The sequence below is a fragment of the Nocardia noduli genome, from assembly GCF_019038455.1.
In the GTDB taxonomy this organism is placed as follows: domain Bacteria; phylum Actinomycetota; class Actinomycetes; order Mycobacteriales; family Mycobacteriaceae; genus Nocardia; species Nocardia noduli.
Map to the genome: position 1 here is coordinate 49,512 of NZ_JAFMPL010000032.1, position 21,624 is coordinate 71,135.

The 21,624-nt window shown below is 69.2% G+C and carries 24 protein-coding genes, 1 other RNA gene and 1 pseudogene; 13 read left to right on the plus strand and 13 right to left on the minus strand.

Annotated elements, in window-relative coordinates; all coding sequences use genetic code 11:
• The first annotated feature begins 155 nt into the window (after positions 1-155).
• The 4 genes from panB (at position 156) to JZ792_RS19150 (ending at position 3,514) form a co-directional block, all read left to right on the plus strand.
• Positions 156-1,013, plus strand: a complete 858-nt coding sequence (gene panB / locus JZ792_RS19135) for a 3-methyl-2-oxobutanoate hydroxymethyltransferase (RefSeq protein ID WP_216911885.1) — start codon at positions 156-158, stop codon at positions 1,011-1,013.
• A 215-nt stretch (positions 1,014-1,228) separates the two neighbouring features.
• On the plus strand, positions 1,229-1,672 hold the full coding sequence (locus tag JZ792_RS19140) for a hypothetical protein (protein ID WP_216911886.1): 444 nt from the start codon (positions 1,229-1,231) through the stop codon (positions 1,670-1,672).
• Positions 1,672-2,634 (plus strand): prolyl aminopeptidase, encoded by a 963-nt coding sequence (pip, locus tag JZ792_RS19145; RefSeq protein ID WP_216911903.1) that lies wholly within the window; start codon positions 1,672-1,674, stop codon positions 2,632-2,634. The genes JZ792_RS19140 and pip overlap by 1 nt, the downstream gene beginning before the upstream one ends.
• Before the next feature lie 4 nt (positions 2,635-2,638).
• Positions 2,639-3,514 (plus strand): CHAD domain-containing protein, encoded by an 876-nt coding sequence (locus JZ792_RS19150; RefSeq protein WP_216911887.1) that lies wholly within the window; start codon positions 2,639-2,641, stop codon positions 3,512-3,514.
• Between the two features lie 20 nt (positions 3,515-3,534).
• Here the strand turns inward: JZ792_RS19150 and JZ792_RS19155 are convergent, their stop codons facing one another.
• From JZ792_RS19155 to JZ792_RS19165, 3 genes are all read right to left on the minus strand, one after another.
• Positions 3,535-4,143: a chloramphenicol phosphotransferase CPT family protein gene (locus tag JZ792_RS19155; protein ID WP_216911888.1), complete on the minus strand. Its 609-nt coding sequence runs from the start codon at positions 4,141-4,143 to the stop codon at positions 3,535-3,537.
• A gap of 272 nt (positions 4,144-4,415) precedes the next feature.
• Positions 4,416-5,852: an RNB domain-containing ribonuclease gene (locus JZ792_RS19160; protein WP_216911889.1), complete on the minus strand. Its 1,437-nt coding sequence runs from the start codon at positions 5,850-5,852 to the stop codon at positions 4,416-4,418.
• A gap of 3 nt (positions 5,853-5,855) precedes the next feature.
• Positions 5,856-6,170: a hypothetical protein gene (locus JZ792_RS19165; protein WP_232839872.1), complete on the minus strand. Its 315-nt coding sequence runs from the start codon at positions 6,168-6,170 to the stop codon at positions 5,856-5,858.
• A gap of 455 nt (positions 6,171-6,625) precedes the next feature.
• Between JZ792_RS19165 and JZ792_RS19170 the strand changes: the two genes are divergently transcribed.
• Positions 6,626-7,015: a hypothetical protein gene (locus JZ792_RS19170; RefSeq protein ID WP_216911890.1), complete on the plus strand. Its 390-nt coding sequence runs from the start codon at positions 6,626-6,628 to the stop codon at positions 7,013-7,015.
• Positions 7,016-7,090: 75 nt separating this feature from the next.
• Here the strand turns inward: JZ792_RS19170 and rnpB are convergent.
• An RNA gene (gene rnpB, locus JZ792_RS19175) (RNase P RNA component class A) lies at positions 7,091-7,521 on the minus strand.
• Positions 7,522-7,596: 75 nt separating this feature from the next.
• Between rnpB and JZ792_RS19180 the strand changes: the two genes are divergently transcribed.
• From JZ792_RS19180 to JZ792_RS19195, 4 genes are all read left to right on the plus strand, one after another.
• Positions 7,597-8,484, plus strand: coding sequence for an alpha/beta hydrolase (locus JZ792_RS19180; protein ID WP_216911891.1), 888 nt, complete (start codon positions 7,597-7,599; stop codon positions 8,482-8,484).
• Positions 8,485-8,617: 133 nt separating this feature from the next.
• On the plus strand, positions 8,618-9,136 hold the full coding sequence (locus JZ792_RS19185; protein ID WP_216911892.1) for a TrmH family RNA methyltransferase: 519 nt from the start codon (positions 8,618-8,620) through the stop codon (positions 9,134-9,136).
• A 40-nt stretch (positions 9,137-9,176) separates the two neighbouring features.
• Positions 9,177-9,773, plus strand: coding sequence for an NUDIX hydrolase (locus JZ792_RS19190; protein WP_254190034.1), 597 nt, complete (start codon positions 9,177-9,179; stop codon positions 9,771-9,773).
• A 42-nt stretch (positions 9,774-9,815) separates the two neighbouring features.
• Positions 9,816-10,100 carry a hypothetical protein gene (locus JZ792_RS19195; RefSeq protein WP_254190035.1) on the plus strand — a complete coding sequence of 95 codons (285 nt, stop codon included), beginning with the start codon at positions 9,816-9,818 and terminating at the stop codon, positions 10,098-10,100.
• 100 nt (positions 10,101-10,200) lie between these two features.
• On the opposite strand, the gene JZ792_RS19200 is transcribed toward JZ792_RS19195, so the two are convergent.
• The 7 genes from JZ792_RS19200 to cobC form a co-directional block, all read right to left on the minus strand.
• Complete coding sequence (locus tag JZ792_RS19200) at positions 10,201-10,905, minus strand: chymotrypsin family serine protease (RefSeq protein ID WP_232839874.1); 705 nt, start codon at positions 10,903-10,905, stop codon at positions 10,201-10,203.
• Positions 10,906-11,080: 175 nt separating this feature from the next.
• The gene (locus tag JZ792_RS19205; RefSeq protein ID WP_216911893.1) at positions 11,081-12,208 is read right to left on the minus strand and encodes a bifunctional RNase H/acid phosphatase; all 1,128 of its coding nucleotides are present in this window, start codon (positions 12,206-12,208) and stop codon (positions 11,081-11,083) included.
• A 231-nt stretch (positions 12,209-12,439) separates the two neighbouring features.
• On the minus strand, positions 12,440-13,177 hold the full coding sequence (locus tag JZ792_RS19210) for a zinc ribbon domain-containing protein (RefSeq protein WP_216911894.1): 738 nt from the start codon (positions 13,175-13,177) through the stop codon (positions 12,440-12,442).
• A 142-nt stretch (positions 13,178-13,319) separates the two neighbouring features.
• Positions 13,320-13,961, minus strand: a complete 642-nt coding sequence (locus JZ792_RS19215) for a hypothetical protein (protein WP_109526359.1) — start codon at positions 13,959-13,961, stop codon at positions 13,320-13,322.
• A 97-nt stretch (positions 13,962-14,058) separates the two neighbouring features.
• On the minus strand, positions 14,059-14,625 hold the full coding sequence (locus JZ792_RS19220) for an HD domain-containing protein (protein ID WP_216911895.1): 567 nt from the start codon (positions 14,623-14,625) through the stop codon (positions 14,059-14,061).
• A 95-nt stretch (positions 14,626-14,720) separates the two neighbouring features.
• Positions 14,721-15,845: a Nif3-like dinuclear metal center hexameric protein gene (locus JZ792_RS19225; protein WP_216911896.1), complete on the minus strand. Its 1,125-nt coding sequence runs from the start codon at positions 15,843-15,845 to the stop codon at positions 14,721-14,723.
• Positions 15,846-15,963: 118 nt separating this feature from the next.
• Entirely contained in the window at positions 15,964-17,001 is a 1,038-nt protein-coding gene (cobC, locus tag JZ792_RS19230; RefSeq protein WP_216911897.1) for an Rv2231c family histidinol phosphate aminotransferase CobC, read from the minus strand.
• 44 nt (positions 17,002-17,045) lie between these two features.
• Between cobC and JZ792_RS19235 the strand changes: the two genes are divergently transcribed.
• Positions 17,046-17,549, plus strand: a complete 504-nt coding sequence (locus JZ792_RS19235) for a low molecular weight protein-tyrosine-phosphatase (protein ID WP_216911906.1) — start codon at positions 17,046-17,048, stop codon at positions 17,547-17,549.
• Complete coding sequence (locus JZ792_RS19240; protein WP_216911898.1) at positions 17,549-18,415, plus strand: SURF1 family cytochrome oxidase biogenesis protein; 867 nt, start codon at positions 17,549-17,551, stop codon at positions 18,413-18,415. The genes JZ792_RS19235 and JZ792_RS19240 overlap by 1 nt, the downstream gene beginning before the upstream one ends.
• A gap of 6 nt (positions 18,416-18,421) precedes the next feature.
• On the opposite strand, the gene JZ792_RS19245 is transcribed toward JZ792_RS19240, so the two are convergent.
• Positions 18,422-19,345: a cobalamin biosynthesis protein gene (locus JZ792_RS19245; protein WP_216911899.1), complete on the minus strand. Its 924-nt coding sequence runs from the start codon at positions 19,343-19,345 to the stop codon at positions 18,422-18,424.
• Between the two features lie 134 nt (positions 19,346-19,479).
• On the opposite strand from JZ792_RS19245, the gene JZ792_RS19250 reads away from it, so the two are divergent.
• Together JZ792_RS19250 and sigJ are read left to right on the plus strand one after the other, a co-directional pair.
• Entirely contained in the window at positions 19,480-19,902 is a 423-nt protein-coding gene (locus JZ792_RS19250; protein WP_216911900.1) for a TIGR03618 family F420-dependent PPOX class oxidoreductase, read from the plus strand.
• A 106-nt stretch (positions 19,903-20,008) separates the two neighbouring features.
• Positions 20,009-20,962 (plus strand): RNA polymerase sigma factor SigJ, encoded by a 954-nt coding sequence (sigJ, locus tag JZ792_RS19255; protein ID WP_308165361.1) that lies wholly within the window; start codon positions 20,009-20,011, stop codon positions 20,960-20,962.
• A gap of 63 nt (positions 20,963-21,025) precedes the next feature.
• Here the strand turns inward: sigJ and JZ792_RS19260 are convergent.
• Positions 21,026-21,624: pseudogene (locus tag JZ792_RS19260) on the minus strand (alanine dehydrogenase); the annotation flags it as partial.

The following is a 21,624-nucleotide window of genomic DNA, read 5'->3' on the forward strand; positions in this document are numbered from 1 at the left end:
CGGCGGCCGCGGAGGGGCAGGCCGGTCACCGCCTGTGACCAATTGCACCGGCGACCGGCCTTATTACCCGGGTCGCCGCGGTGGCACACTGGAGCTGTCAGAGAACCCGGGGACCCGACAGGGCCTCGAGGCGACACGTAGCGAAAGGGACGATGATGTCCGTATCCGATTCGGAAACCCCTGCCTACGGTGCGGCTCCTGCCGAGCCGAAGAAGACCGTGCGCAAGACGCGGGTGCATCACCTCCAGCAGATGAAGACCGACGGCGAGCGCTGGGCCATGCTGACGGCCTACGACTACTCGTCGGCCCGCCTGTTCGAAGAGGCCGGGATCCCGGTCCTGCTGGTCGGTGACTCGGCCGCGAACGTGGTGTACGGCTACGACACCACCGTGCCCATCACGGTGGACGAGCTGATCCCCCTCGTTCGCGGCGTCGTGCGCGGCGCGCCGAACGCCCTCGTCGTCGCCGACCTGCCCTTCGGGACCTACGAGAGTTCCCCGCAGCAGGCCCTCGCGACCGCGACCCGGTTCATGAAGGAGGGCCAGGCGCACGCGGTGAAACTCGAGGGCGGCGAGCGTGTGGCCGAGCAGATCGCGCTGATCAGCGCGTCGGGCATCCCGGTGATGGCGCATATCGGTTTCACCCCGCAGAGCGTCAACGGGCTCGGCGGTTTCCGGGTGCAGGGCCGCGGTGACGGCGCCGAACAGCTCATCGCCGACGCTATCGCCGTACAGGAGGCGGGCGCGTTCTCGGTGGTCATGGAGATGGTTCCCGCCGAACTCGCCGGACAGGTCACCCGCAAACTGACCATTCCTACCGTCGGCATCGGCGCGGGCGCGGAATGCGATGCCCAGGTGCTGGTCTGGCAGGACATGGCCGGATACACCAGCGGCAGGACCGCGAAATTCGTCAAGCGTTTCGGCGATATCGGCGGTCAGCTGCGCACCGCGGCGGCGTCCTACGCCGACGAGGTGCGGCGCGGCACCTTCCCCGGTCCCGAACACAGCTTCTGATCTCGCGGGCGGGTCGGGCGGTGGACGTTCCCACGACACTGCTCGACCTGCCGTCCGCGCCGGTCCTCGAACCCGTTGCGGTACAACGAGAACGGGGCCTGCTCGACGAGTTGCGCGACGACCTCGGCTGAACCGGACCTCCCGAGGCGCGCACCGGACCGGTCGAATCAGTGGCAGTATCGAAATCGACCGATTCGACACGATCAGAGGTACCGATGCCGCACAGCCGATGGATTTCCCGCAGCACGCTGCTCGCGGCAGGAGTTCTCACCGCCGCGGCGCTGGCCGCCTGCGGACCCACCGACGACCCGAATCCCACCGGAAGTTCCGGTTCGGTCACCTCGACCCCGCAGGCCACCACGGGCGCGGGCAGCGGCGGCAGTCAGAAGCCGACCGCCCAGGTGACCGACGCGGCGGGCAAGGCGCTGTGCGACGCGATCCGCCCCGAGCTGTCGAATTTCCGGGTGCAGGGCCCCACGCTCGGCGGGGTCGGCATGAACCTGATCGTGCATCCGTGGGGACTGCAATACGGTATCGACGTTCTCGGCAACAAGGCCGTCGTCGACACCGCCACCTCGAAGAGCTGTCCCGATGTGCGCCAGCAGGCGATCGAGGCGTTGTCGGCGCCGGATCTGGCCTCGGTGATCGTGGGGCTGTGATGCGCACGCTGTATCCCGAGATCGAGCCGTACGACTCCGGCATGCTCGACGTCGGCGCGGGCCAGTCCGTGTACTGGGAGGTCAGCGGCAACCCCGAGGGTAAGCCGGTGGTGTTCCTGCACGGTGGTCCCGGCGGCGGCACCTCGCCCGCGCAACGGCGGTTCTTCGATCCGTCGGCCTACCGGATCGTGCTGCTCGATCAGCGCGGTTGCGGGCGCTCCACCCCGCACCTGGCCGACGGCGCGTCACTGGAGACCAACACCACCCGGCATCTGATCGCCGATATCGAAGCGCTGCGTTCCCATCTCGCCATCGATCGGTGGCAGGTCTTCGGCGGCTCGTGGGGTTCCACGCTCGCCCTCGCCTACGCCCAGCAATATCCCGAGCGGGTCACCGAACTGGTGCTGCGCGGCATATTCCTGCTGCGGCGCAAGGAAATCGACTGGTACTACAACGGCGCCGCCGGATACGTCTACCCGGACGAGTGGGAGAAATTCCTGGCCCCGGTGCCGGAATCCGAACGCGGCGAGGATCTGGTCGAGGTCTACCACCGGCTGCTGCACTCCCTCGACGACCGGATCGCGACCGCCGCCGCCATCGCCTGGTCCACCTGGGAAGGTTCGACGAGTTCGCTGCTGCCGCAGCCGGACCGCGTGGCCGAGACCGCCGCTCCCCGGTTCGCGCTCGCCTTCGCCAGGATCGAGAACCACTACTTCCGCCACGGCGGTTTCCTCGAAGAAGGACAGCTGCTGCGCGATATCGGCATCATCTCCCATATTCCGGCGGTCATCGTCCAGGGGCGTCACGACATCGTCTGCCCCGCGGTCAGCGCCTGGGATCTGCATCGCGCCTGGCCCGGTTCGACGTTGCACATCGTCGACGACGCCGGTCACTCGGCGAACGAACCCGGCATCACCCACCATCTCGTCGAGGCGACCGACGGATTCTCGAAAGTGAGTTGATCGCATGGGGGTCACCGCAGGAACCGCGCTGATCACGGCGCTCGGCGACGACGTCGACCGGCTCACCGCCGCCGAACCCGACGTGCGCGCCGACGCCGACGATTCGGTGCACCAGATGCGGGTGGCGACGCGACGGCTGCGCAGTGTGCTGCGGTCGTACAAGACGCTGCTCCAGCGAGATCCGGTGACGGCGGCGAATATCGAGTTGAAATGGCTGGCCGATCTGCTCGGCGTCGCGCGTGACGCCGAGGTGCGCGCCGATCGTTTCGTCACCCTGCTCGACAAACAGGCCGCGGACCTCTCCCCCGGCGACCTGGCCACCGCGACCGCCCGGCTCGTCACCGCGGAGCGCGCCCGCTACGAGTCCGCGCACACCGACATCCTCACCGCGTTGGACGCCGACCGCTACCGCGCGCTGCACGACCTGCTGATCCGATGGCGTACCGCGCCGCCGCTGCGTTCCTCGCGCGCCGCCGCCCCCGCCGCCGGATTCTTCGGTTTCGTACTGCACCGCGACCAGGAACGCGTCGAAGCGCTGATCAGGACCGAGCCGACCGTCTCCCCCGCCGACCGCGTCGAACTGCTGCACGACATCCGCAAAAGCGCCAAACGCCTGCGGTATTCGTGCGAAGCGGCCGAGGGCGTCCTCGGGGAGCAGGCGACCGCGCTCGGCTCGCGCGCCAAACGACTACAGACGGTGCTCGGCGACCACCGCGACGCCGTCGAATCGCGCGAGGCGATCCTCGAACGCGCCGCCGCGGCCGAGGCCGCCGGGGAATCCACCGATATCTACCACCGCCTCGCCGCCGTCGAACAGAGCGCCGCCGATCGCGAATTGGACCGCTACCCCGTCGCCGCCCGAGCACTGTCGACCGGGTAGCCGCAGTAGGTCCCGCCGCGTCACGGTTTCGCGGCGGCGCGAAGACGATCGAATGCTCGCGGCTTCGGTCCCTGCTCGAGGAACTCCGCGACCCGGGCCGAGCAGACCTCGACGGTGTCGCGTCCGGTGTCGACTTCCAGGTCGTAGATCCCGTGTGCGTGGACCACATCGACCTGCGCGGCGGCGGTACCGACGACGCGGTCTCCGCGCCGCCGTTCTCGATGACGCAATTCGTCGAGGGAGCAGTGCACACCGACGAGTACGACATCGATGCCCGCCATCACCGTGAGACAGTCCCGCAGCCGCCACGGCTCACCGAGGACATGGTCCACGACGATGTCGTTACCCGCCAGCGCCATTCCCGCGACCGCCCGATGGAAACCCGCACGGGTGCGCCGCAGAACTTCGGCGAGCGCCGCCGGATCGAGTTCGCCGGTGCGCGTTTCCGACCGCATCGCGCCGATCATGTCGACACCCATGTGGAAGAAGGGCCGGTCCAGATCGATCAGCAGTCGGCGCGCGAGGCTGGATTTACCCGAACTCGACGCACCGTTGAGGAACACGATCTGTCCAGGAGCGACCGTGCCGCGAGCATCGAAGATTTCCGCGGGGTCGAAGAAGCTGCGCATAACTTCCATGGTGGCGGCGTGGTCGGGTTCGGCGGCACGGGCCCGGAAGTCGGCTCAGGTCGTGGTCTGGTCGCGCAGAGCGGCGCGCTCGGCCGCACGGGCGGCGCGGCGTTCACGACGGCCGCGGATCGGCGGGATTGCGTTGCGGGGCGGCCCACACGTCGCTGGGCTGCCGCACGTCGGGCTGCCGATCACGGCGTTGGCGACGGCGGCGTTCGTGGGCGGGGAGTGAATCCTCCGACACGTTGTAGAGGTCTTGCGAGTGGGCCCGCTCAGGCGGGAAAGGTGAAGGTGATCTTGCGGGTGGCGGGATCGGCCGTGACGAGACGGACGCGGACCGAGGTCCCTTCCGGGGGTGCGCCCGCGCAGCGGCCGAGTACGGGCGGGTCGGCGACGAAGATCTCGGCGGGCCGGTTGCCGTTGCCCTCGCGGAGGACGACGGCGTCGAATTCGCCGCCGGTGCGCGAGGCGAGCAGGGTCGATTCGGTGAGGTCGATGCAGGCGCGCTCGACCTTGCCCGCGACGGCGTCGCTGCGTTTCATCGATTCGGCGGTCGGCGCGAGACCCTCGCGCACCCATTCCGGGATCGGTGTCCCGGCGCAGCGGGCCAGGCAGATCTCGGTGCCGAAGCGGTCTGCCAGTCGGCGCAGCGGCGCGGTCACGTGGGCGTAGGGTGCGCCGATCGCGCTGTGGCGCAATGCCTCCGGTGACAGATCGGTGGCGCCGAGCACGGTGTAGGCGGCGCCGCGAAGCAGGCCGGTGGCCTCCGACATGAGCACGAGGGCGGCGGGGGTGTTCGGATCCAGTTCGGCGAGCATCCGCCCGACCGGTTTGTCGGTGGGCCAGGCGACCCCGACGGCCGCGGCGGTGCGGCGCAGGGATTGGATGGCCGATTCGGGCGGGGGCGGCATCGTGCGCAACAGACCGGCCCGGCCTCCGTCGGAGTTGTCCACCATGATGCGGGCGGCGCACATCCCGGTGAGCAGCGAGATCTGTTCGTTCCAGTCGTCGGCGGCGGTGCGCGGTTCCAGTACCAACTGCCAGTGCCCGTCGGTGGCGTCGTCGCGGATGACACTCTGCGACGGCAGCCGCAACCCGATCACGCCACGGGCCAGCCCCACTTCGATGCGCCGCGTGCCGAATTCCGGCAGGGCCGCGATCGAGGGGTGTAGGCGACCGGCGTCGGCGTCGGCTTGCACACCGGCGTAGTCGAGCCGGGCGCGGGAGCGGACGGTGGCCCGCACGACCGAGTACCGCAGCGGTTCGGCGTTCTCGTCGCATTCGATGGTCCACAGCGCGGCGGGTCTGGTGCGGTCGGGCAGCAGGCTCGCCGAACCCTCCGAGAGCACCGGCGGATGCAGTGGCACGACGGTGTCGGGCATGTAGAAGGTCTGGCCTCGCGCGCCTGCCTCACGGGCGAGCGCGCCATCGGGGGCGATGACGGCGCCGAGGTCGGCGATCGCGTAGTGCACGGTGAAACCGGTGCCGGTGCGCTCGAGATGGACGGCCTGGTCCAGGTCCATCGAGCCCGGCGGGTCTATGGTCACGAATTCGATATCGGTGCGATCGATCCGGTTGCCCGCGAACACGTCGTTCGCGTCGCGGGCTTCCGCGGTGGCCTCGGCGGGATACGTCGAGGCCAAGCCGAATTCGGATCTGACGGCGCCGAAGTCGACCGGCGCCGAGATGATCCGCTGGTGTAATTCCACCAGCTACTGCAACGCCAGCATGGTGCCGTTCAGTTCGTTGAACGGACCGAAGACGGTGAAGGTGACCCGTCCCGTCGGGTAGGCCGAGGACACGGCGGCAGCCCCGTCCAGCGCCTCACCGAACGACGCGGCCGACGGATGCGGAAGGCCCGCGATCGTGCGACCGAAGTGGGTCTGGTGCACCCACTGGGTATCGGCCGGGCTGAGATCGACCTGAACCCCACCCGGCAGCGGGGTGACGGCGACCGCGCTTGCGGACCCGGCACCGAGCACTGCGAAAACCGATGCGGCCCCGGCGATGAGAGCACCGGCGACCATAGAACGAACTACCCGCATGGAGTTGAGACCTGCTTCCGCGATCGAAATTCGAAAGGCCCGATGCAGCCCGGCAACGGGCCTTGCCAACGGCGACCACTCTATGACGTCGATCACGATCGGGGCCAGTAGGAGATGAATTGTTATGCCCGACCCGCAGCCGTCGGCGCGTCGTCGGCGGCTGCTAACGTTCCCGGGCGGCGCGGGCTGTCCGGTTCTCGGCACATCCCGCGTGTTCCGAAGTGACCCCGTACGTCGATATTTGGGAGTACCGCACTGATGTCATCGATCATCTTCGACTACCTGATGCCGCTGCTCGGCCCCGACCAGGCCGCCTACTGGGCTCAGGTATTCCTGATCGAACCGGTCTGACCTCACAGTTTCGGTCCACGCAATCGTCGCCTTCCGTTAACCACACGGAGGGCGACTTTTGTTCGAGGCCGCTAGCATCCCGCTCCGTGAGAAGAACCTCCGCCGCTCTCGCGGCCAGCGCCTCCGTATTCGCCCTGCTCCTCGCCGGTTGCAACGACGACACAGCCACATCCTCCGCGGCGGCCGGTACCTCGGCGTCCGCGGCGGCCGCCTCGAGCGTCGCCCGGGTCGTCGACGGTGCGAAGGCGGGCACCTTCGTCGTCAGTTTCAAGAGCGCTTTCCCGAAGTTGGCGCAGGGCAAGAGCGACGTCCAGATCAGCGACATCCTCAATCAGACCTGCGCGGACCTGAAGTCGGGTAAAGCCGAGGACGCCGTGATCAGCGGTGTCGCCACGCACGCCAAGAACGGCTCGACGGAGGTGACGAAGGACGAGGCGGCGGCCATCTACCAGATGGCCAAACTCATGTGCGGGTAGTCGCTCCCGCTGTTTCACCGTGATCGGCCGCATGTCCTCGGACAGCGGCCGGCACGTATCCCGCCGGGGCGGGGGCGGACGAGTTGGCGTGTAAGCCGGATCCTGTACCCGGTTCGCACCGGGTGACGACCATCCATCTGGACACACCGTTGCCGGGTGCCTCGAGCGGTCCACCCGCAGGCTCGGGCGAGCAGCCCTCGAACACCTGCGCAGCCGCACCGCGAACGGTGCGACCTTCGACCTTGCTCCGGGCGGGGTTTACCTAGCCGCCCCGGTCACCCGGGGCGCTGGTGCGCTCTTACCGCACCGTTTCACCCTCACCGCACGATCGAGCCGTGTTCGCACACGACGCGACCGTGGGCGGTCTGTTCTCTGTGGCACTGTCCCGCGGGTCACCCCGGGTTGCCGTTAGCAACCGCCCTGCTCTGTGGAGTCCGGACTTTCCTCGGCGCGGGGCGGCGGCACAGAGTGCCCGTTCCCAGCGCCGCGGTCGCCCGGCCAACTCGTCCGCGCCCCAAGGGTACGCGACCGGGCAACCACCGGTCCGCGCGCCCACGACCGACCCAGTACGGTAAATATCCATGGAGCGTGTCGAGGTCGGTTTCACGTCGGGCGGGGATCAATGCGCGGCGTGGCTGTATCCTCCCGACGGCGTCCCCAAACCCCGCCCACTGGTGGTGATGGGTCATGGTCTCGGGGGCACCAGGGAGATGGGATTGGACAGGTACGCACGGCGGTTCGCGGCGGCGGGCATGGCCGTGCTGGTCTTCGATTACCGTCATTTCGGCGCGAGTCAGGGCACGCCGCGTCAGGTGGTGAACATCGCGAGACAGCGTGAGGACTGGCGCAACGCCATCGCCTTCGCCCGCACCCTGCGCGGGATCGACAAGACGCGAATCGCACTGTGGGGCACCGCCCTCGGTGGCGGGCACGTGCTCACGATCGCACCGCAGGACGATTACATCGCGGCGGTCGTCGCGCAGGCGCCGTGCACCAGCGGATGGGCCTCGACGATGGTGAAGGGCCCGATCAATGTGACGAAGGTCGTCACGATCGCGGCCACCGACCTGCTGATCGGGCCGATCCGGCGCAAGCCGGTCGGGATCAAACTCGCGGGCCGCAAACGGTCCGCGGCCCTGATGAGCGCCCGCGATGTTCCCGAGGGATACGGCAGGCTGGCCGAGGACAGCGAGAGTTGGCAGCCGAAAGTGGCGGCGCGCTTCGCCTTTCCCGCGTTGTTCAACGCACCGGGACGCCGGGCCAAAGCCCTGAAGATGCCGGTCTTCTACGCCATCGCCGACAACGACTCGGTGGCACCGGCGAAACCGGCGCTCAAGGCCGCGGAGCGAACCAAACACGCTGTGGTCAAACGATATCCGGTGGGCCATTTCGATCTGTACTTCGATGACGTCTTCGAACAGGTCGTCTACGACCAGACCGAATTCCTGGTCTCGGTGTTGCGGCCCTGAGCGCATCTGTCGCGGATACGTGGCGACCGGGTATCGTCGATGGCAATATTCCCGTCGATGGCCCCGGTGCGCCGCGAAGTACCGTCACGATGAAATCTGTTCTCTCCCCGGGGAAGGCTCTCCCCTTCCGTTCATGACGGCCGCGCGGGTCCGCACCCGCCCCGAATTGCGCAGACAACGGCGCAGGCGCGCGCACGGCTGCTGGAATCACCTGATCGCGGCGCCGCTGTGGCCCAAGCACAGCGTCAATCTCGGTACCCTGCTTCGCACCTGCGACGCGGTCGGCGCCTGCATGGCGGTACCGCGTCAACCGTGGGTGCCCGACGCGCTCGCCCAGGGCAACACCTTGCGCACGCGGCCGTGCGTGCACTGGATCGACGGACGCGTCGACCGTTGGCTGGAACGTCAGCGCCGGGGCGGATCCGCCATCGTCGGTGTCGAACTCACCGACGAATCGATCCGGCTCGCCGACGTCGAACCGGCGAACAGACGCACCGTCATGGTGCTCGGTCACGAATCCGACGGTATCCCGCCCGAGGGCGTGGAACTGCTGGATTTCGCCGTCGAGATCCCGATGGTCGGCTCGGGACACAGTCTCAACGTCGCGGTGGCCGGTTCGCTGGTCCTGTACAAACTCGCCGGGCTGTGCTGATTCGCGAACCTGTCGGTACCTGCCGCTACGGTCTCGATCCATGAATTCGGTGACAGCGGGAATCGCCGAGATCGTCGGCGGGATCGAAGCATTCGACGACCTGGAACGCGCCCATATCGCGGCGACACTGTCGTGGATGGCCGCCACCGACGACGTGTTCCGTCGCGTGAAACCGGCGGTGCCGCCGCGGCATCTGGTGTCCTACGTCGTCCTGGTCGATCCGGACGCCGGGGCGGTCTTCCTCGGCAGTCACCTGCTCGCGGGGCTGTGGCTGCCCACCGGCGGCCACGTCGACCCCGGCGAGTCACCGTCGACCGCGGCGCGGCGTGAGACGTTCGAGGAATTGGGGATCGAGGCCGATTTCGATGTGGTCGGCACGGATCCGCTGTTCCTCACCGTCACCACCACGGTCGGGCCCAGCGGCGGGCACGAGGATGTCAGCCTCTGGTACGTCATCCGTGGCGACCGCACCCGCGAATACGCGCTGGATCCACGTGAATTCGGCGAGGGCAGGTGGTTCGAGATCGGGGAAATCGTTCACCTCGAATCCGACCCGCACATATCCCGTTTCCTCGCCAAACTCGACTCGGCGATCAAGGCTTCGGGTAGGACACCGTCGCGGAGGAGACGGGGGTAGATTGCGAGTGTCGTGGTCCCGCAGGAGAATCGAGCGCACATCATGACCGATCCGCAACTGCTCGACGCGCGCCGCGCGGGCATCCTCGCCCAGGTGACGGAATTACGCCGCGCCCTGGCGGAATTGACCGAGGACTACCGCGGCCTGCCCACGTCGGGACTACTGCTCGACACCGAGGGCATCGGCGCACTCATCACTCCCGCGTACTGCGTGGCGGGCGCGCGTGAGGTCTTCGAGGAGGCGACGATCGAACTCGACGCCGCCATCGACGCACTCGGCCGCGCCGGTACCTACACCTCTCGGCTGCGCCTGGCCGTATTCGACTGACTCGGTGACTTCAGGCCGATCCGGCCACGTAGCGACGACGGAAACGACTCGCCGCCGCGACCCGTTCGGGCACGCGGCGGCGAGGGTGGAACTCTCCGGCTCAGAAGGTCCGGAATCCGCTGCCGACGCCACCGGTGGCGTTGACGGCGGCGAGGATGATGTCGATCGGCGCGAAGAACGCGGGCGAATGGATCGGGTTCGCCGCCGTCGCGCAGGGCAGATCGAAGCCGATCCCGGCCAGGCCGGTGAGCCTGCCCTGGTTCATGCCGACCAGCTTGTCGCCCACGGTGACCGGACCGCCCGAATCACCCGGCTTGGAGCACGCCTGGTTGATGGTGACCGACTCGTCGAGGGTTCCCCAGACGACGCCGCAGCCCGGACCGCTGGTGCGGCCGTTGGAGCACACCGTCGTTCCCGGACCCGGCTGTCCACCGATGCCGTTGATGGTGGTGGCGCCGACGACCCGTGCCGGGGTGACCTTCGCCGGGTCGAATTGCAGAACCGCGTAATCCAGACCCTCCCCGTTGTCGGAGTACGCCACGACACCAACGGCGCCCGCCTCCATCGCGCCCTCCGAGGCCAGCCGCGCACCGGTGGGCGCGCAGTGACCCGCGGTCAGCCCGACGAGCCGATTGGCGTTGTCGTAGCCGATGGCGGTCAGCGAGCACGCCGAGTTGTTGTCGAAGACGAGGCCCGAACTACCGCCGAGGACCACACTCCCCGGCGCGGCCTGCGCCATACCCGCCACGACGGCACCGACACTCGCGATGACGGCAACAACGGCCGCCACCCCTCTGAATCTCACAGCAGTTACTCTCCTTCTCCAAGAATCCGGGCCGACACCCGAATTCGCCCGGGTGTGACCGCACCACACCTCGCGGCAGTATTCCCCCACCAACCCCGCACGAAATGTACTACCGCGCTGGAACATCGGCCATTCTTTCGCGGATCCGACCGCGCGGAACCCCGCATCACGACATCTAGTTCAGGTACGAGGTGTCGTTGACCAGGCGCACCGACGAACCGCCGTCCGGATAGAACTCCGCGACCGACAAGGATGCCAGATCCAGGTGCAGCCGGTACAGCAGCGACGGCCCGACCCCCAGCGCCAGTTGCAGCAGGGTCTTGATGGGCGTCACGTGGCTGACCGTGACCACGTTCTGTCCCGGATACAGGGCGACCAGGTCGCGGCGAACCGATTCGATCCGCTCGCGCACCCGGTCGAAACTCTCGCCGCCGGGCGGTGACACCGCGGTGTCACCGAGCCAGCGGGCGTGCAGTTCGGGGTCGCGCTGGGCGGCCTCGGCGAAGGTGAGGCCGTCCCATTCGCCGAAATCGGTTTCGATCAGACCGTCGAGTACCCGCACCGGTGCGCCGAGCGCGGCGCCCGCCGCCTCGGCGGTCTCCCTGGCGCGATCCAGCGGCGAACTGACGACCGCGGCGATATCGCCCTTGGTCGCGAGCATCTTGGCGGCCCGTGCGGCCTGTTCGCGACCGAGTTCGGTCAGCGGCGGATTGCCGCGCCCGGAATATCGGCGTTCCACGGACAGGGCGGTCTGGCCGTGCCGCAGCAGCAGCAACCGCGTCGGGCGGCCGACGGCGCCGGTCCAGCCGGGCGAGGACGGGGCGGCGGCGGCCTGCGCGGGCTTGCGCTCCTCGGCGGGCGTCGACAGGGCTCCGCGCACCTCCTCGACCACGCTCGCGTCGTCCATGGCCTCGTTGGCCAGCCGGTCGGCGTGGGAGTTCTCGGCGCGTGGGATCCAGGTGAAACCCACCCGATCGAAGGCCGCGGTCAGTCTGCGCGCGCGGTCGGCCAGCGGAATCATGGACGCGTGCTTGATCTTCCAGCGTCCCGACATCTGCTCGACGACGAGTTTGGAGTCCATGCGGACCTCGACCACGCGCGCGCCCAGTTCGGTCGCGGCCTCGAGGCCCGCGATCAGACCCCGGTACTCGGCGACGTTGTTGGTCGCGACGCCGATGAATTCGCGGCGTTCGGCGAGTACCCGCGTGTGGTCGTCGGCGAAGACCACCGCGCCGTAGCCGGCGGGTCCCGGATTGCCGCGCGACCCTCCGTCCGCCTCGACGATCACGTGTTCGTTGCTCACTACCCGAACTCCTCGCTCATGACGGACGCCGACGCCGAGCCGCTTCGACCGGTCCCGGCCGGAGCGCTCGCACACCCGGTCGGCCACGATCTCACGCTAGCCGCCCACTTCGACAGCGAGCCCGTTTCGACCGGACCGGGCCGTTTCCGTGCGAAGTGTGCTTACCACCACACGCTCAGCGCCTGTCATCCGCCATGCCCGAAGCCGGGGCGGCGATGAGATCGGAGCAGGTCACAGACCCGATTCCTTGGTGCGAACGAGAATCGCACCGCATTCCGAGCAGCGGACCACCACATCGGGCGCGGTCTTGGCGATCCGCGCGATCTCACCGCGGTCGAGTTCGATGCGGCACGCGCCGCACCGCCTGGCCTGGAGCAGCGCGGCGCCCGCACCCTGCTGGGCGCGCTGCTTGTCGTAGACGGTCAGCAGTTCGCCGGGAAAGAGCTGGATCAGATCCGCCCGGTCCCGCTCGCACCGCTGCTGGGCCACATCGAGATCGGCCACGGCCTCGTCACGCTGGCGTTGTGCGTCGGCCAGCTCTTCCTCGGTCTTGCTGAGACGGGCGCCCGCGTGATCGTGATCGGCGGCGGAGGCCTCGCGCCGCTCCATGACCTCGAGCAGTTCGTCCTCCAGGACCGAACGTCGGCGCTCCAGGCTGCCCAGCTCGTGTTGGAGTTCCGAAAGCTGTTTGGCGTTCACGGTTCCGGCGCTCAGCATGCCGCGATCGCGGTCCTCGCGCTTGCGCACCGCGTCGACTTCGCCCTCGAGTTTCTTGATGTCGCGATCGAGATCGTCCAGCTGGATCTCCACCGCCACGGCGGCGTCCTTGTGCGCATTGCGCTCCGCCTCCAATCGGGCGACCTCCTGCTGCTCGGGCAGCACGTTGCGACGATGCGCGATCCGCGTCGACTCGGCGTCGACAGCGGCGAGCCGGAGCAGCTTGGCCTGGATCGATGATTCGACATTCAACGCGGGGAAGCTCCTGAACGCTATGGGAAGGGTGGAAGTACCCGAACCGCCCCTCGGGCGTCGAATACCAGTGCTCAACCGTACCCCGGCGTCGGCGCGATCGGACGCGAGGCCGGTGACCGGCCCCACCCCCGACCTCCTGCTACCCCGCCGCGCGGGTCTTGATGGCGTCGCGGGAGATGAACACGTCGTACTCACCCGGTGTCGAGATGACCGCGTTGCCGTAGGCGGAGCGGACGAAAGGTTCGGTGTACCACTTGCCCTCGCGCATGTCGGCGAAGAAATCCTTGTCGTCCCCGTTGACGAAGAACTGGTTCTGGGTGGTCGCGACACCGTCGAGGCGCTGACCGTAGAGCCGGGTGACCTGGTATCCGGAGTGGAATCCGAGCGCGTTCACCCACGGCTCCAGTTCCACGATATTGGCCTGGAGCACCCACAGATCGCCCTGGACCCGGTAGGTCTCCTTGCGCTCGTCGTGGTTCTCGTCACCGTAGAGGGTGAGTTCGACTTCCAGCTGATGTTCCTGCCCGGCAACCTCTTTCACGACGACGTGGGCGGCCTTGATCTCGCCGCTCAATCCGAGATATGTCTGCATCAGGGTCGCTATCCAGAGCAGGCCCACGGCGGCGACGAGTAGGACCAACCCACCCGCACCCCGTCCGAGCAGCACACGCGGCCCCACTTTGCGCACCATTACCAACGCCGAGACGATCAGCGCCACTGCGATCAGGATGAGCAGGATCAGGCCGACCTGCACGAACCCGAAGTCCACCGGGTAGTTCATGCGGTAGTTGTACCCGGTCCGGAGGTTTCGATTCGGGTGAACATCGCGACACACCGACAACACGCGCAAATAGGACAGAGGCCGGGTCGCGCGGTGCCTAGAACTTCACCATCGGCGCCGGGTGCAGCGGATGACGTAGCGCGCCCGCGGTCGCCAGTTCGACCAGTTTCCAATGGAATCCGGAACTGGGAAAGGCGCGGCGCACCGTGCGATAGTCGCGCGCCGACAAACCGAAGCGCACGATGCCACTCGTGAAATCGACGGTGTCGGCCTTGCGGAACAGTTCCACCGGCGACAGCGGCCCGGCCGCGGCGCGCAGTTTGTGGTGATCGTCGATCATGGTCGTCACCAGCGGTATTCGGGTCTCGTCGCCGGTGTCGCGCAACCACCGCTCGGCGCGTTCGATGGACGGCGGCAGATAGTCCCAGGTGCCGTCGCTCCAGATACCGAGATCGTGGAAGGCGGCGGCCACCACGAATTCCGGCAGTGCGCTCGGCATTTCCGCCTCGCCGCCGCCCGCGCGCAGATGCAGCAGGTCGGCGACCTGCACGACGCGGATGGCGTGATTCAGGTAGCCGCGGTAGTCGCCGCCGAGCGCGGCGGCCCAGGTCTCGAGAATGTCGGCGATCCCGGTCGCCGCGCCGTCGTTCACCGTGAGTTCCATGCAGGACAGTCCCTTCGTGCGGCGATCCGACCTGCACATATCCTCGGCCTGAACCACCGGCTGCGCCATTCGAATCGCCGGTGCTCAGGTCACGTTCACTCGGCGCCGCTCACCGTCCACGGATCGGTGCGCAGGTTCGAGACGTGGGTTTCCAGCGTCGGGAACGCGCGGCGCACGATATCGGCGGCCTGGGCGCACCACGGGAATTCCGTGGCCCAGTGGGCGGCGTCGACCAGCGCGGGACCGCCCGCGCGCAGATGTTCGTCGGCCGGATGGTGACGCAGATCGGAGGTGACATAGGCGTCGACCCCGAGCCGCGCCACCTTCCCGAGATAGGAATCGCCCGCACCGCCGCAGACGGCGACGTTCTCGATCATCCGATCCGGATCGCCCGCCGCGCGGACACCCCAGACGGTCTGCGGCAGCGCGGCGCGCACCCTGGCGGTGAAGGCGCGCAATGTCTGCGGTCGCGGCAGGACGCCGACCCGGCCGATGCCGACACCGGAGGGGAACGGCGCGCGCTCGGTGACGTGATAGGCGGGTTCCTCGTACGGGTGGGCGGCGCGCAACGCGGTGAGCAGCGCGCCACGGGCCGCAGGCGGCGCGATGACCTCGATCCGGTCCTCGTCCACGCGCTGGAGTTCGCCGACGGTGCCGATCGCGGGATTCGCGCCGGGCATCGGACGGAACTGGCCGACGCTGGGCACGTGGACCGCGCAGTCGTGGTAGTTGCCGGACCCGCCCGCGCCCGCGCCGAACAACGCCGCGAGCACCGCCTCGGTATGGGTGCGCGGTACCTGCACCACCCAGCAGTCGACCGCGGCCGTGGGTTTCGGGTCGAGCACCCCGGTGACGGTGAGACCGAGCGCGTTCGCGAGCGCGTCGGAGACGCCGGGAGCGGCGGAATCGGCGTTGGTGTGCGCGGAGAACAGCGCGCAGCCCGACCGGATCAGCCGGTGCACCAGGGCGCCCTTCGGGGTGTCGGCCGCCACCGTGTCGACGCCGCGCAGCAGCAGCGGATGGTGCACGATCAGCGCCTGCGCGCGCTCCCCGATCGCCGCGTCCACCACGTCCGCTGTCGCGTCGACGGCGAACAGGACCCGGCTCACCTCGTCGGAGGGATCACCGCAGACCAGCCCGACCGAATCCCACGATTCCGCCAGTTTCGGCGGGTAGGCCGCGTCCAGCACCCCGATGAGTTCCGCCAGCGTCGTCACCATCAGCCTCTCCCTGCTCCGGACTCACACCTGTCGATTCGCCGCCGTCGGCGTCGGCCCATATCCGCGCCCCGGATATTCCGAGTTCCGTACGCCGCGACCTCCGATGACCGCGCGGCTGTCACAGACCCGCCTGCTCGATCGCCTCGACCAGGCGATCCACCTCGGCGGCCCCGCGCACCGCGACCCGCAGGTGGTTCGGGCCGAGGCCGGGAAACGTATCCGCGCGGCGGACCGCGACGCCGAGGTCGGCGAGGTGTTTGCGCAGCAGTTCGCCGTCCGGCACCCGCAGGAGCAGGAAGGGGCCCTGCGCGGGGGTGTGCACGTCGACGCCGAGCGCGGTCAGGCGCCCGATCATCGCGGCGCGCTCCTCGGCGATCACGGCCGCGCGGCGCTGCGCCCAGGCGACGGCGTCGGGTGCGGCGGTCGCGGTGATCGCCTCCAGTTGCAGACTGCCGAGCGGCCAGTGCGGACGACCCTGGCCGAGCCGGGCCAGTACCTCGGGCGCGCCCAGGAAGTATCCGCACCGCAAGCCCGCGAGCGCCCAGGTCTTGGTGAGACTGCGCAGCACGAGCACGTCCGGGGTGGCGTCGGCGGCCAGGGATTCCGGTTCGCCGACCACCGCGTCGGTGAACGCTTCGTCGACCACGACGAGTCGGCCCGGGCGGCGCAGGGCACGCAGGGTGTCGGCGGGGTGCAGCACCGAGGTGGGGTTGGTCGGGTTGCCGAGGACCACCATGTCGGCGTCGGCGGGGACGGCGGCCGGATCCAAGGTGTAGGGCGGTTCGAGAACGACCCGCGTCACCGGGATGTCCGCCTCGCGCAGCGCCAGTTCCGGTTCGGTGAACGACGGGTGGATCACCGCGGCCAGTCGCGGCGTGAGCCGGGGCAGCATCGCGAACCCCTCGGCCGCGCCCGCGAGCAGCAGGACCTCCTCCGGAGCGCGACCGTGCCTGGCCGCCACCGCCGCGCGCGCGGCGGATTCCGCGTCGGCGCTCGGGTAGCGGCCGAGGTCGGTCAGGCAGGCCGCCAACCGCTCGCGCAACCACCGCGGCGGCGCGCTGCCCTGCACGTTCACCGCGAAATCGAGCAGTCCGGGGCGTGCGTCCACATCGCCGTGGTGGCGTAGTTTCGCATGATCGACCGGGTCCGATGGCACGATCCAACACCCTACGTGGCGGCCTCGCGGCGTCACCGGCCAGAATGGTTGTCGTGGGTGAGCTGCACATATCGTTCGTCTGTACCGGCAACATCTGCCGTTCGCCGATGGCGGAGAAGATATTCGCGCACCATCTGAGCGAAGAGGGTCTGACCGATCGGGTGCGGGTGAGCAGCGCGGGCACCGGCGGCTGGCACGTCGGAGACGACGCCGACCCGCGCACCACGTCGACGCTGCGCCGATACGGCTATCCGATCGGACACGCGGCGGCACTGCTCGGGCCCGACCATCGCGGCGCGGATCTGCTGATCGCCATGGACCGTGGCCACGAACGCGCGCTGGCCGAGGCCGGAGTGCCCTCGGACCGGCGCAGACTCCTGCGCAGTTTCGACCCGGACGCCGACGGACCCGACGTTCCCGACCCGTACTACGGCGACACCTCGGATTTCGAGATCGTCCGCGAGCAGATCGAAGCCGCGATGCCCGGCCTGCTGGAGTGGACCCACACCGCCCTCGGCGACGCGGCCCCCGACGGACGACGACGCTGATGCGCAGAATCACCTTCCTGCTTCGGCCGAGCTGGGTCATCCTGGCCGCGCTCGTGGTCGCGTTCGCCTACCTGTGTTTCACGGTGCTCGCGCCGTGGCAGCTCGGCAAGAACACCTCGACCTCGCATCGCAATCAGCTGATCGCCGATTCGGTCCGAGCGGATCCGGTCGATATCACCACCATGCTCGACGACGCCGACAACGGCACCGAATGGCGTCGGGTCACCGCGACCGGCAGTTTCGTCCCGAATTCGACGGTGCTGGTCCGGCTCCGTCATCTGGACGGCGCGCCCGGTTATTCGGTGCTGACCGCCTTCGCGTTGACCGACGGGCGCGTACTTCTGGTCGATCGCGGCCTCGTCGCGGGCGTCGACGGCGGTTCGCGACCACCGGCGATTCCGGATCCGCCCGCCGGGTCGCAGCGTGTCGAAGGCCGCGTCCGAGCGTCCGAAGGTGTCACGCCGGGGCGGGAACCGGTGACCGAGGACGGTTTCCGGCAGGTGTACTCGATCGACACCACCCAGGAGGCCGGGGTGATCGGCCTGCCGCTGACCGCGATCCCGGCCGGTGACCGAAGCGGCTATCTCCAGCTCTCGCAGGACCAGCCCGGCGCGTTCTCCCCCACGCCGCTGCCGCAACTCGACGCCGGACCGTACCTGTCCTACGGGTTGCAATGGCTCGCGTTCGGCATCATGGCGCCCCTGGGCCTCGGCTACTTCGTGTACGCGGAGATCAGGGAGCGGCGCAAGGAGAAGTCCGCCACCGAACCGGTCGCCACCGGGCCGACCGCCACCGAACCGCTCGAACCCGAATCGGTGGCGCCACGGGATCGCCTGGCCGACCGGTACGGACGCACCAGGTCCTGAGGACGGTCAGCGTCGTCCGGCGGCGAGCGCGTAGCCCGCGGCCACCAGCACCGCCGCCGCCTGCACGGCTTCGGACATGCGCACCGCGCGACGCAGGTCGGGGACGGTCGGCGCGGGCCCGTCGCCCAGCCGAGGCCGCGATTCGGTGCCGTGGCGGTAGCGGGTGACCCCGCCGAGTCCGACGCCGAGCGCACCCGCCATCGTCGCCTCGACCACCCCCGCGTTCGGGCTCGGGTGCCCGGCCGCGTCCCGTCGCCACGCAGCCAGCGAGTCGGCGGCGCGACCGCCCGCGACCGGGGCGAGGGCGGCCGTCAGCAGACCGGTGACCCGCGCGGGGACCAGATTCGCCACATCGTCGGTCCGCGCCGCGGCCCACCCGAACCGCTGGTAGCGATCGTTGCGGTAGCCGATCATGGCGTCGAGGGTGTTGATCGCGCGGTATCCGAGCAGGCCCGGCACCCCCGCGACCGCACCCCACAGCAGCGGCGCGACCGTCGCGTCGGAGGTGTTCTCCGCTATCGATTCGAGTGCGGCGCGGGCGAGTCCGTCCGCGTCGAGCACCTCGGGGTCACGCCCGCACAGCGAGGGCAGCAATCGCCTGGCCCCGTCCAGATCACCGGATTCCAGCCGATCCGCCATCTCCCGCCCGGTCCCCGCGAGACTGCGACCACCGAGCACGGTCCAGGTGGCCAGCGCCGTCGCCACCACCCCGCCACGGCGCGACACCAGCCCGAGTCCGACCACACCGCCCACCGCCACGATCTCGTGCACCACCCCCGCCGACCGCCGATCGGCGTAGGTCCGCCGTTCCAAGGCCAGCGCCGCGCTACCGAACCCGGCGACCGGATGCCAACGCCGCGGATCACCGAACACCCGATCCAGCGCGAACCCGAGTACCAGCCCGGCCGCGTTCGCAAACCCCTTCCGCATCCGGCGAGGGTATCCGCCGTGTCCCGGCCCGCCGTCGACCGGCCGGATCAACGCCGGACGCAGAGCCCCACCGATCGCGGTCCAACCTTCACAGGCCGGGAATGAATTCACCGGGCGCACGGTAGAACTTGCACATGAGACTCGATGACGACGCTCGCGCGCTGATCGGCGGCGGGGCCGACGCGACGCTGGTGACACTCAATCCGAACGGCAGTCCGCAGGTCAGCGTGGTGTGGGTGGCGTTGCGGTCCACGCCGGAAGGCGACGAACTCGTCACCGCGCATCTGGGGGAATATCGGAAGGTGCGCAATGTGCGGCGAGACGGACGGGTCGCGGTGACGATCCTTTCGCACGAGGGCGGCGACATCATGCGGCCGTACCTGGCGATCACCGGCACCGCCCGGATCGAGGAAGGCGGTGCGCCCGAACTGCTGGCCGAACTCGCCGAAACACTCGCGGCGCCGGGCGCCGGATTCCCGCCGGACGACGCCCCGCCCGGTTTCCTCACCCGCATCCGCATCGACAAGGTGGGTGGCATCGGCCCCTGGGGCTCCTGACACGGGCGCGATGTCACACTCGGGACACCCGCATCGTCACCTCGGTGTCAGCATCCGACACGCGTCCGCCAGTCCGGGCGTCGACACGACCGAAACGGTGGTTGCAGTGACCGACGACAGACCCGCCGAACAGCTCGATGCCGCCGAACTGGCTCGACGGTTCGAGGAGCATCGCCCGTATCTGCGCAGGCTCGCCTACAGCACGCTGGGCAGTCTGACCGATGCCGACGATGTCGTGCAGGAGGCGTGGCTGCGCCTGCAACGTCAGCACGCGGCGGGTCGAGCCGACGAGATCGACAATCTGCGCGCCTGGCTCAGCACCGTCACCGGCAGGCTCGCCCTCGATCTGCTGGGTTCGGCGCGCGCCCGCAGGGAGCAGTACATCGGCGAGTGGCTGCCGGAACCGGAGGTCACCAGCTGGGACGATCCCGCCGATCGGATCGCCCAAGACGAGCGCGTCACCACCGCGCTGCTCGTGGTCCTGGAATCGCTGTCACCGGCCGAGCGCACCGCGTTCGTGTTGCAGGACGTGTTCGGCATGAGCGGTCCCGACGTCGCCGAAGTGGTCGGACGCACGCCCGCCGCGGTGCGGCAGCTGGCTTCGCGCGCTCGCAAACGTGTCGAGGACGGCACCCCGCGTTTCCCCGCGTCGTCCGACGAGCAGGAGAAGGTGGTGTCGGCGTTCGCGCTGGCCTGGCGTTCGGGCGATCTGAGCGCGTTGCTCGGTGTGCTGGACGCGAACGTCAGCCTCACCGCGGACGGCGGCGGCAAGGTGCCCGCCATCCGCAAACCCGTGCACGGCGCGGAACTCATCGCGAAGATGCTGCTCGGCTGGTATCACGCGCCCTCGGCGCAGGGCGGCTGGGGCCGCGCGGTCCTGGTCAACGGCCGCCCCGGCCTGGTGGTCTTCGACGGCAACCACACCGGGGTCTTCGATTTCACCGTCGACGCGGGCCGGATCGTCGCGATCAATGTCGTCCGCAATCCCGATAAATTGCACGACCTGCCGACCGGCGGTGTCCCCGACTGGTACCTGGGACGCAGCGAGGAGACCGAGTAGCCGAACGCACGGTCGTCGGCCGAACGCGCGGGCCGGGCCGATCGGCGCACCCCCGTGTCGGCCCTACCCGACAGAGCCCACCACCGTGGGTGCCGAATACCCGTGCGCCGCGGCCACTTCCACCGACAGCAACCGCCCCGCCTCGGCCGTCATCCCGCGAGCGAGTTCCGGGTACTCCACGCACGCCTGCCGCGAACCGCGGTCCGCGATGGCGAGGACGTAGGGCAGCGTCGCGTTGGTGAGTGCGACGGTCGAGGTGTGCGGTACCGCGCCCGGCATGTTCGCCACGCAGTAGTACAGCGAATTCGCCACCCGGAAAGTGGGATCCGCGTGCGTGGTCGGGCGCGAACCTTCGAAACAGCCGCCCTGGTCGATGGCGATGTCGACCAGTACCGACCCCGGTCGCATGCGGGCGACGAGTTCCTCGGAGATCAGTTTCGGCGCCCGCGCGCCCGGCACCAGCACGGACCCGATCACCAGATCCGCGCCGAGTACCGCCCGCTCGATCTCGACCGCGTTGGACGCCAGCGTCGTCAGCCGCCCCTGGAATCGGGCGTCGAGCGCGCGCAGACGGTTCAGGTTCGTGTCGAGGACGGTCACCCGCGCGCCCATCCCCACCGCCACGCTGGCCGCGTCGGTTCCCGCGACGCCCCCGCCGAGCA

What these genes read in the sequence shown, in the direction of transcription:
- JZ792_RS19245 (WP_216911899.1), bottom strand. Translation starts at nt 19,345, where the DNA reads ATGCGGAAGGGGTTTGCGAACGCGGCCGGGCTGGTACTCGGGTTCGCG.
- JZ792_RS19225 (WP_216911896.1), bottom strand. Translation starts at nt 15,845, where the DNA reads ATGGTGACGACGCTGGCGGAACTCATCGGGGTGCTGGACGCGGCCTAC.
- JZ792_RS19190 (WP_254190034.1), top strand. Translation starts at nt 9,177, where the DNA reads ATGAATTCGGTGACAGCGGGAATCGCCGAGATCGTCGGCGGGATCGAA.
- JZ792_RS19150 (WP_216911887.1), top strand. Translation starts at nt 2,639, where the DNA reads ATGGGGGTCACCGCAGGAACCGCGCTGATCACGGCGCTCGGCGACGAC.
- JZ792_RS19215 (WP_109526359.1), bottom strand. Translation starts at nt 13,961, where the DNA reads ATGAACTACCCGGTGGACTTCGGGTTCGTGCAGGTCGGCCTGATCCTG.
- JZ792_RS19240 (WP_216911898.1), top strand. Translation starts at nt 17,549, where the DNA reads ATGCGCAGAATCACCTTCCTGCTTCGGCCGAGCTGGGTCATCCTGGCC.
- JZ792_RS19185 (WP_216911892.1), top strand. Translation starts at nt 8,618, where the DNA reads ATGACGGCCGCGCGGGTCCGCACCCGCCCCGAATTGCGCAGACAACGG.
- panB (WP_216911885.1), top strand. Translation starts at nt 156, where the DNA reads ATGTCCGTATCCGATTCGGAAACCCCTGCCTACGGTGCGGCTCCTGCC.
- JZ792_RS19250 (WP_216911900.1), top strand. Translation starts at nt 19,480, where the DNA reads ATGAGACTCGATGACGACGCTCGCGCGCTGATCGGCGGCGGGGCCGAC.
- JZ792_RS19195 (WP_254190035.1), top strand. Translation starts at nt 9,816, where the DNA reads ATGACCGATCCGCAACTGCTCGACGCGCGCCGCGCGGGCATCCTCGCC.
- JZ792_RS19180 (WP_216911891.1), top strand. Translation starts at nt 7,597, where the DNA reads ATGGAGCGTGTCGAGGTCGGTTTCACGTCGGGCGGGGATCAATGCGCG.
- JZ792_RS19140 (WP_216911886.1), top strand. Translation starts at nt 1,229, where the DNA reads ATGCCGCACAGCCGATGGATTTCCCGCAGCACGCTGCTCGCGGCAGGA.
- JZ792_RS19235 (WP_216911906.1), top strand. Translation starts at nt 17,046, where the DNA reads ATGGTTGTCGTGGGTGAGCTGCACATATCGTTCGTCTGTACCGGCAAC.
- pip (WP_216911903.1), top strand. Translation starts at nt 1,672, where the DNA reads ATGCGCACGCTGTATCCCGAGATCGAGCCGTACGACTCCGGCATGCTC.
- JZ792_RS19165 (WP_232839872.1), bottom strand. Translation starts at nt 6,170, where the DNA reads ATGGTCGCCGGTGCTCTCATCGCCGGGGCCGCATCGGTTTTCGCAGTG.
- JZ792_RS19155 (WP_216911888.1), bottom strand. Translation starts at nt 4,143, where the DNA reads ATGCGCAGCTTCTTCGACCCCGCGGAAATCTTCGATGCTCGCGGCACG.
- JZ792_RS19220 (WP_216911895.1), bottom strand. Translation starts at nt 14,625, where the DNA reads ATGGAACTCACGGTGAACGACGGCGCGGCGACCGGGATCGCCGACATT.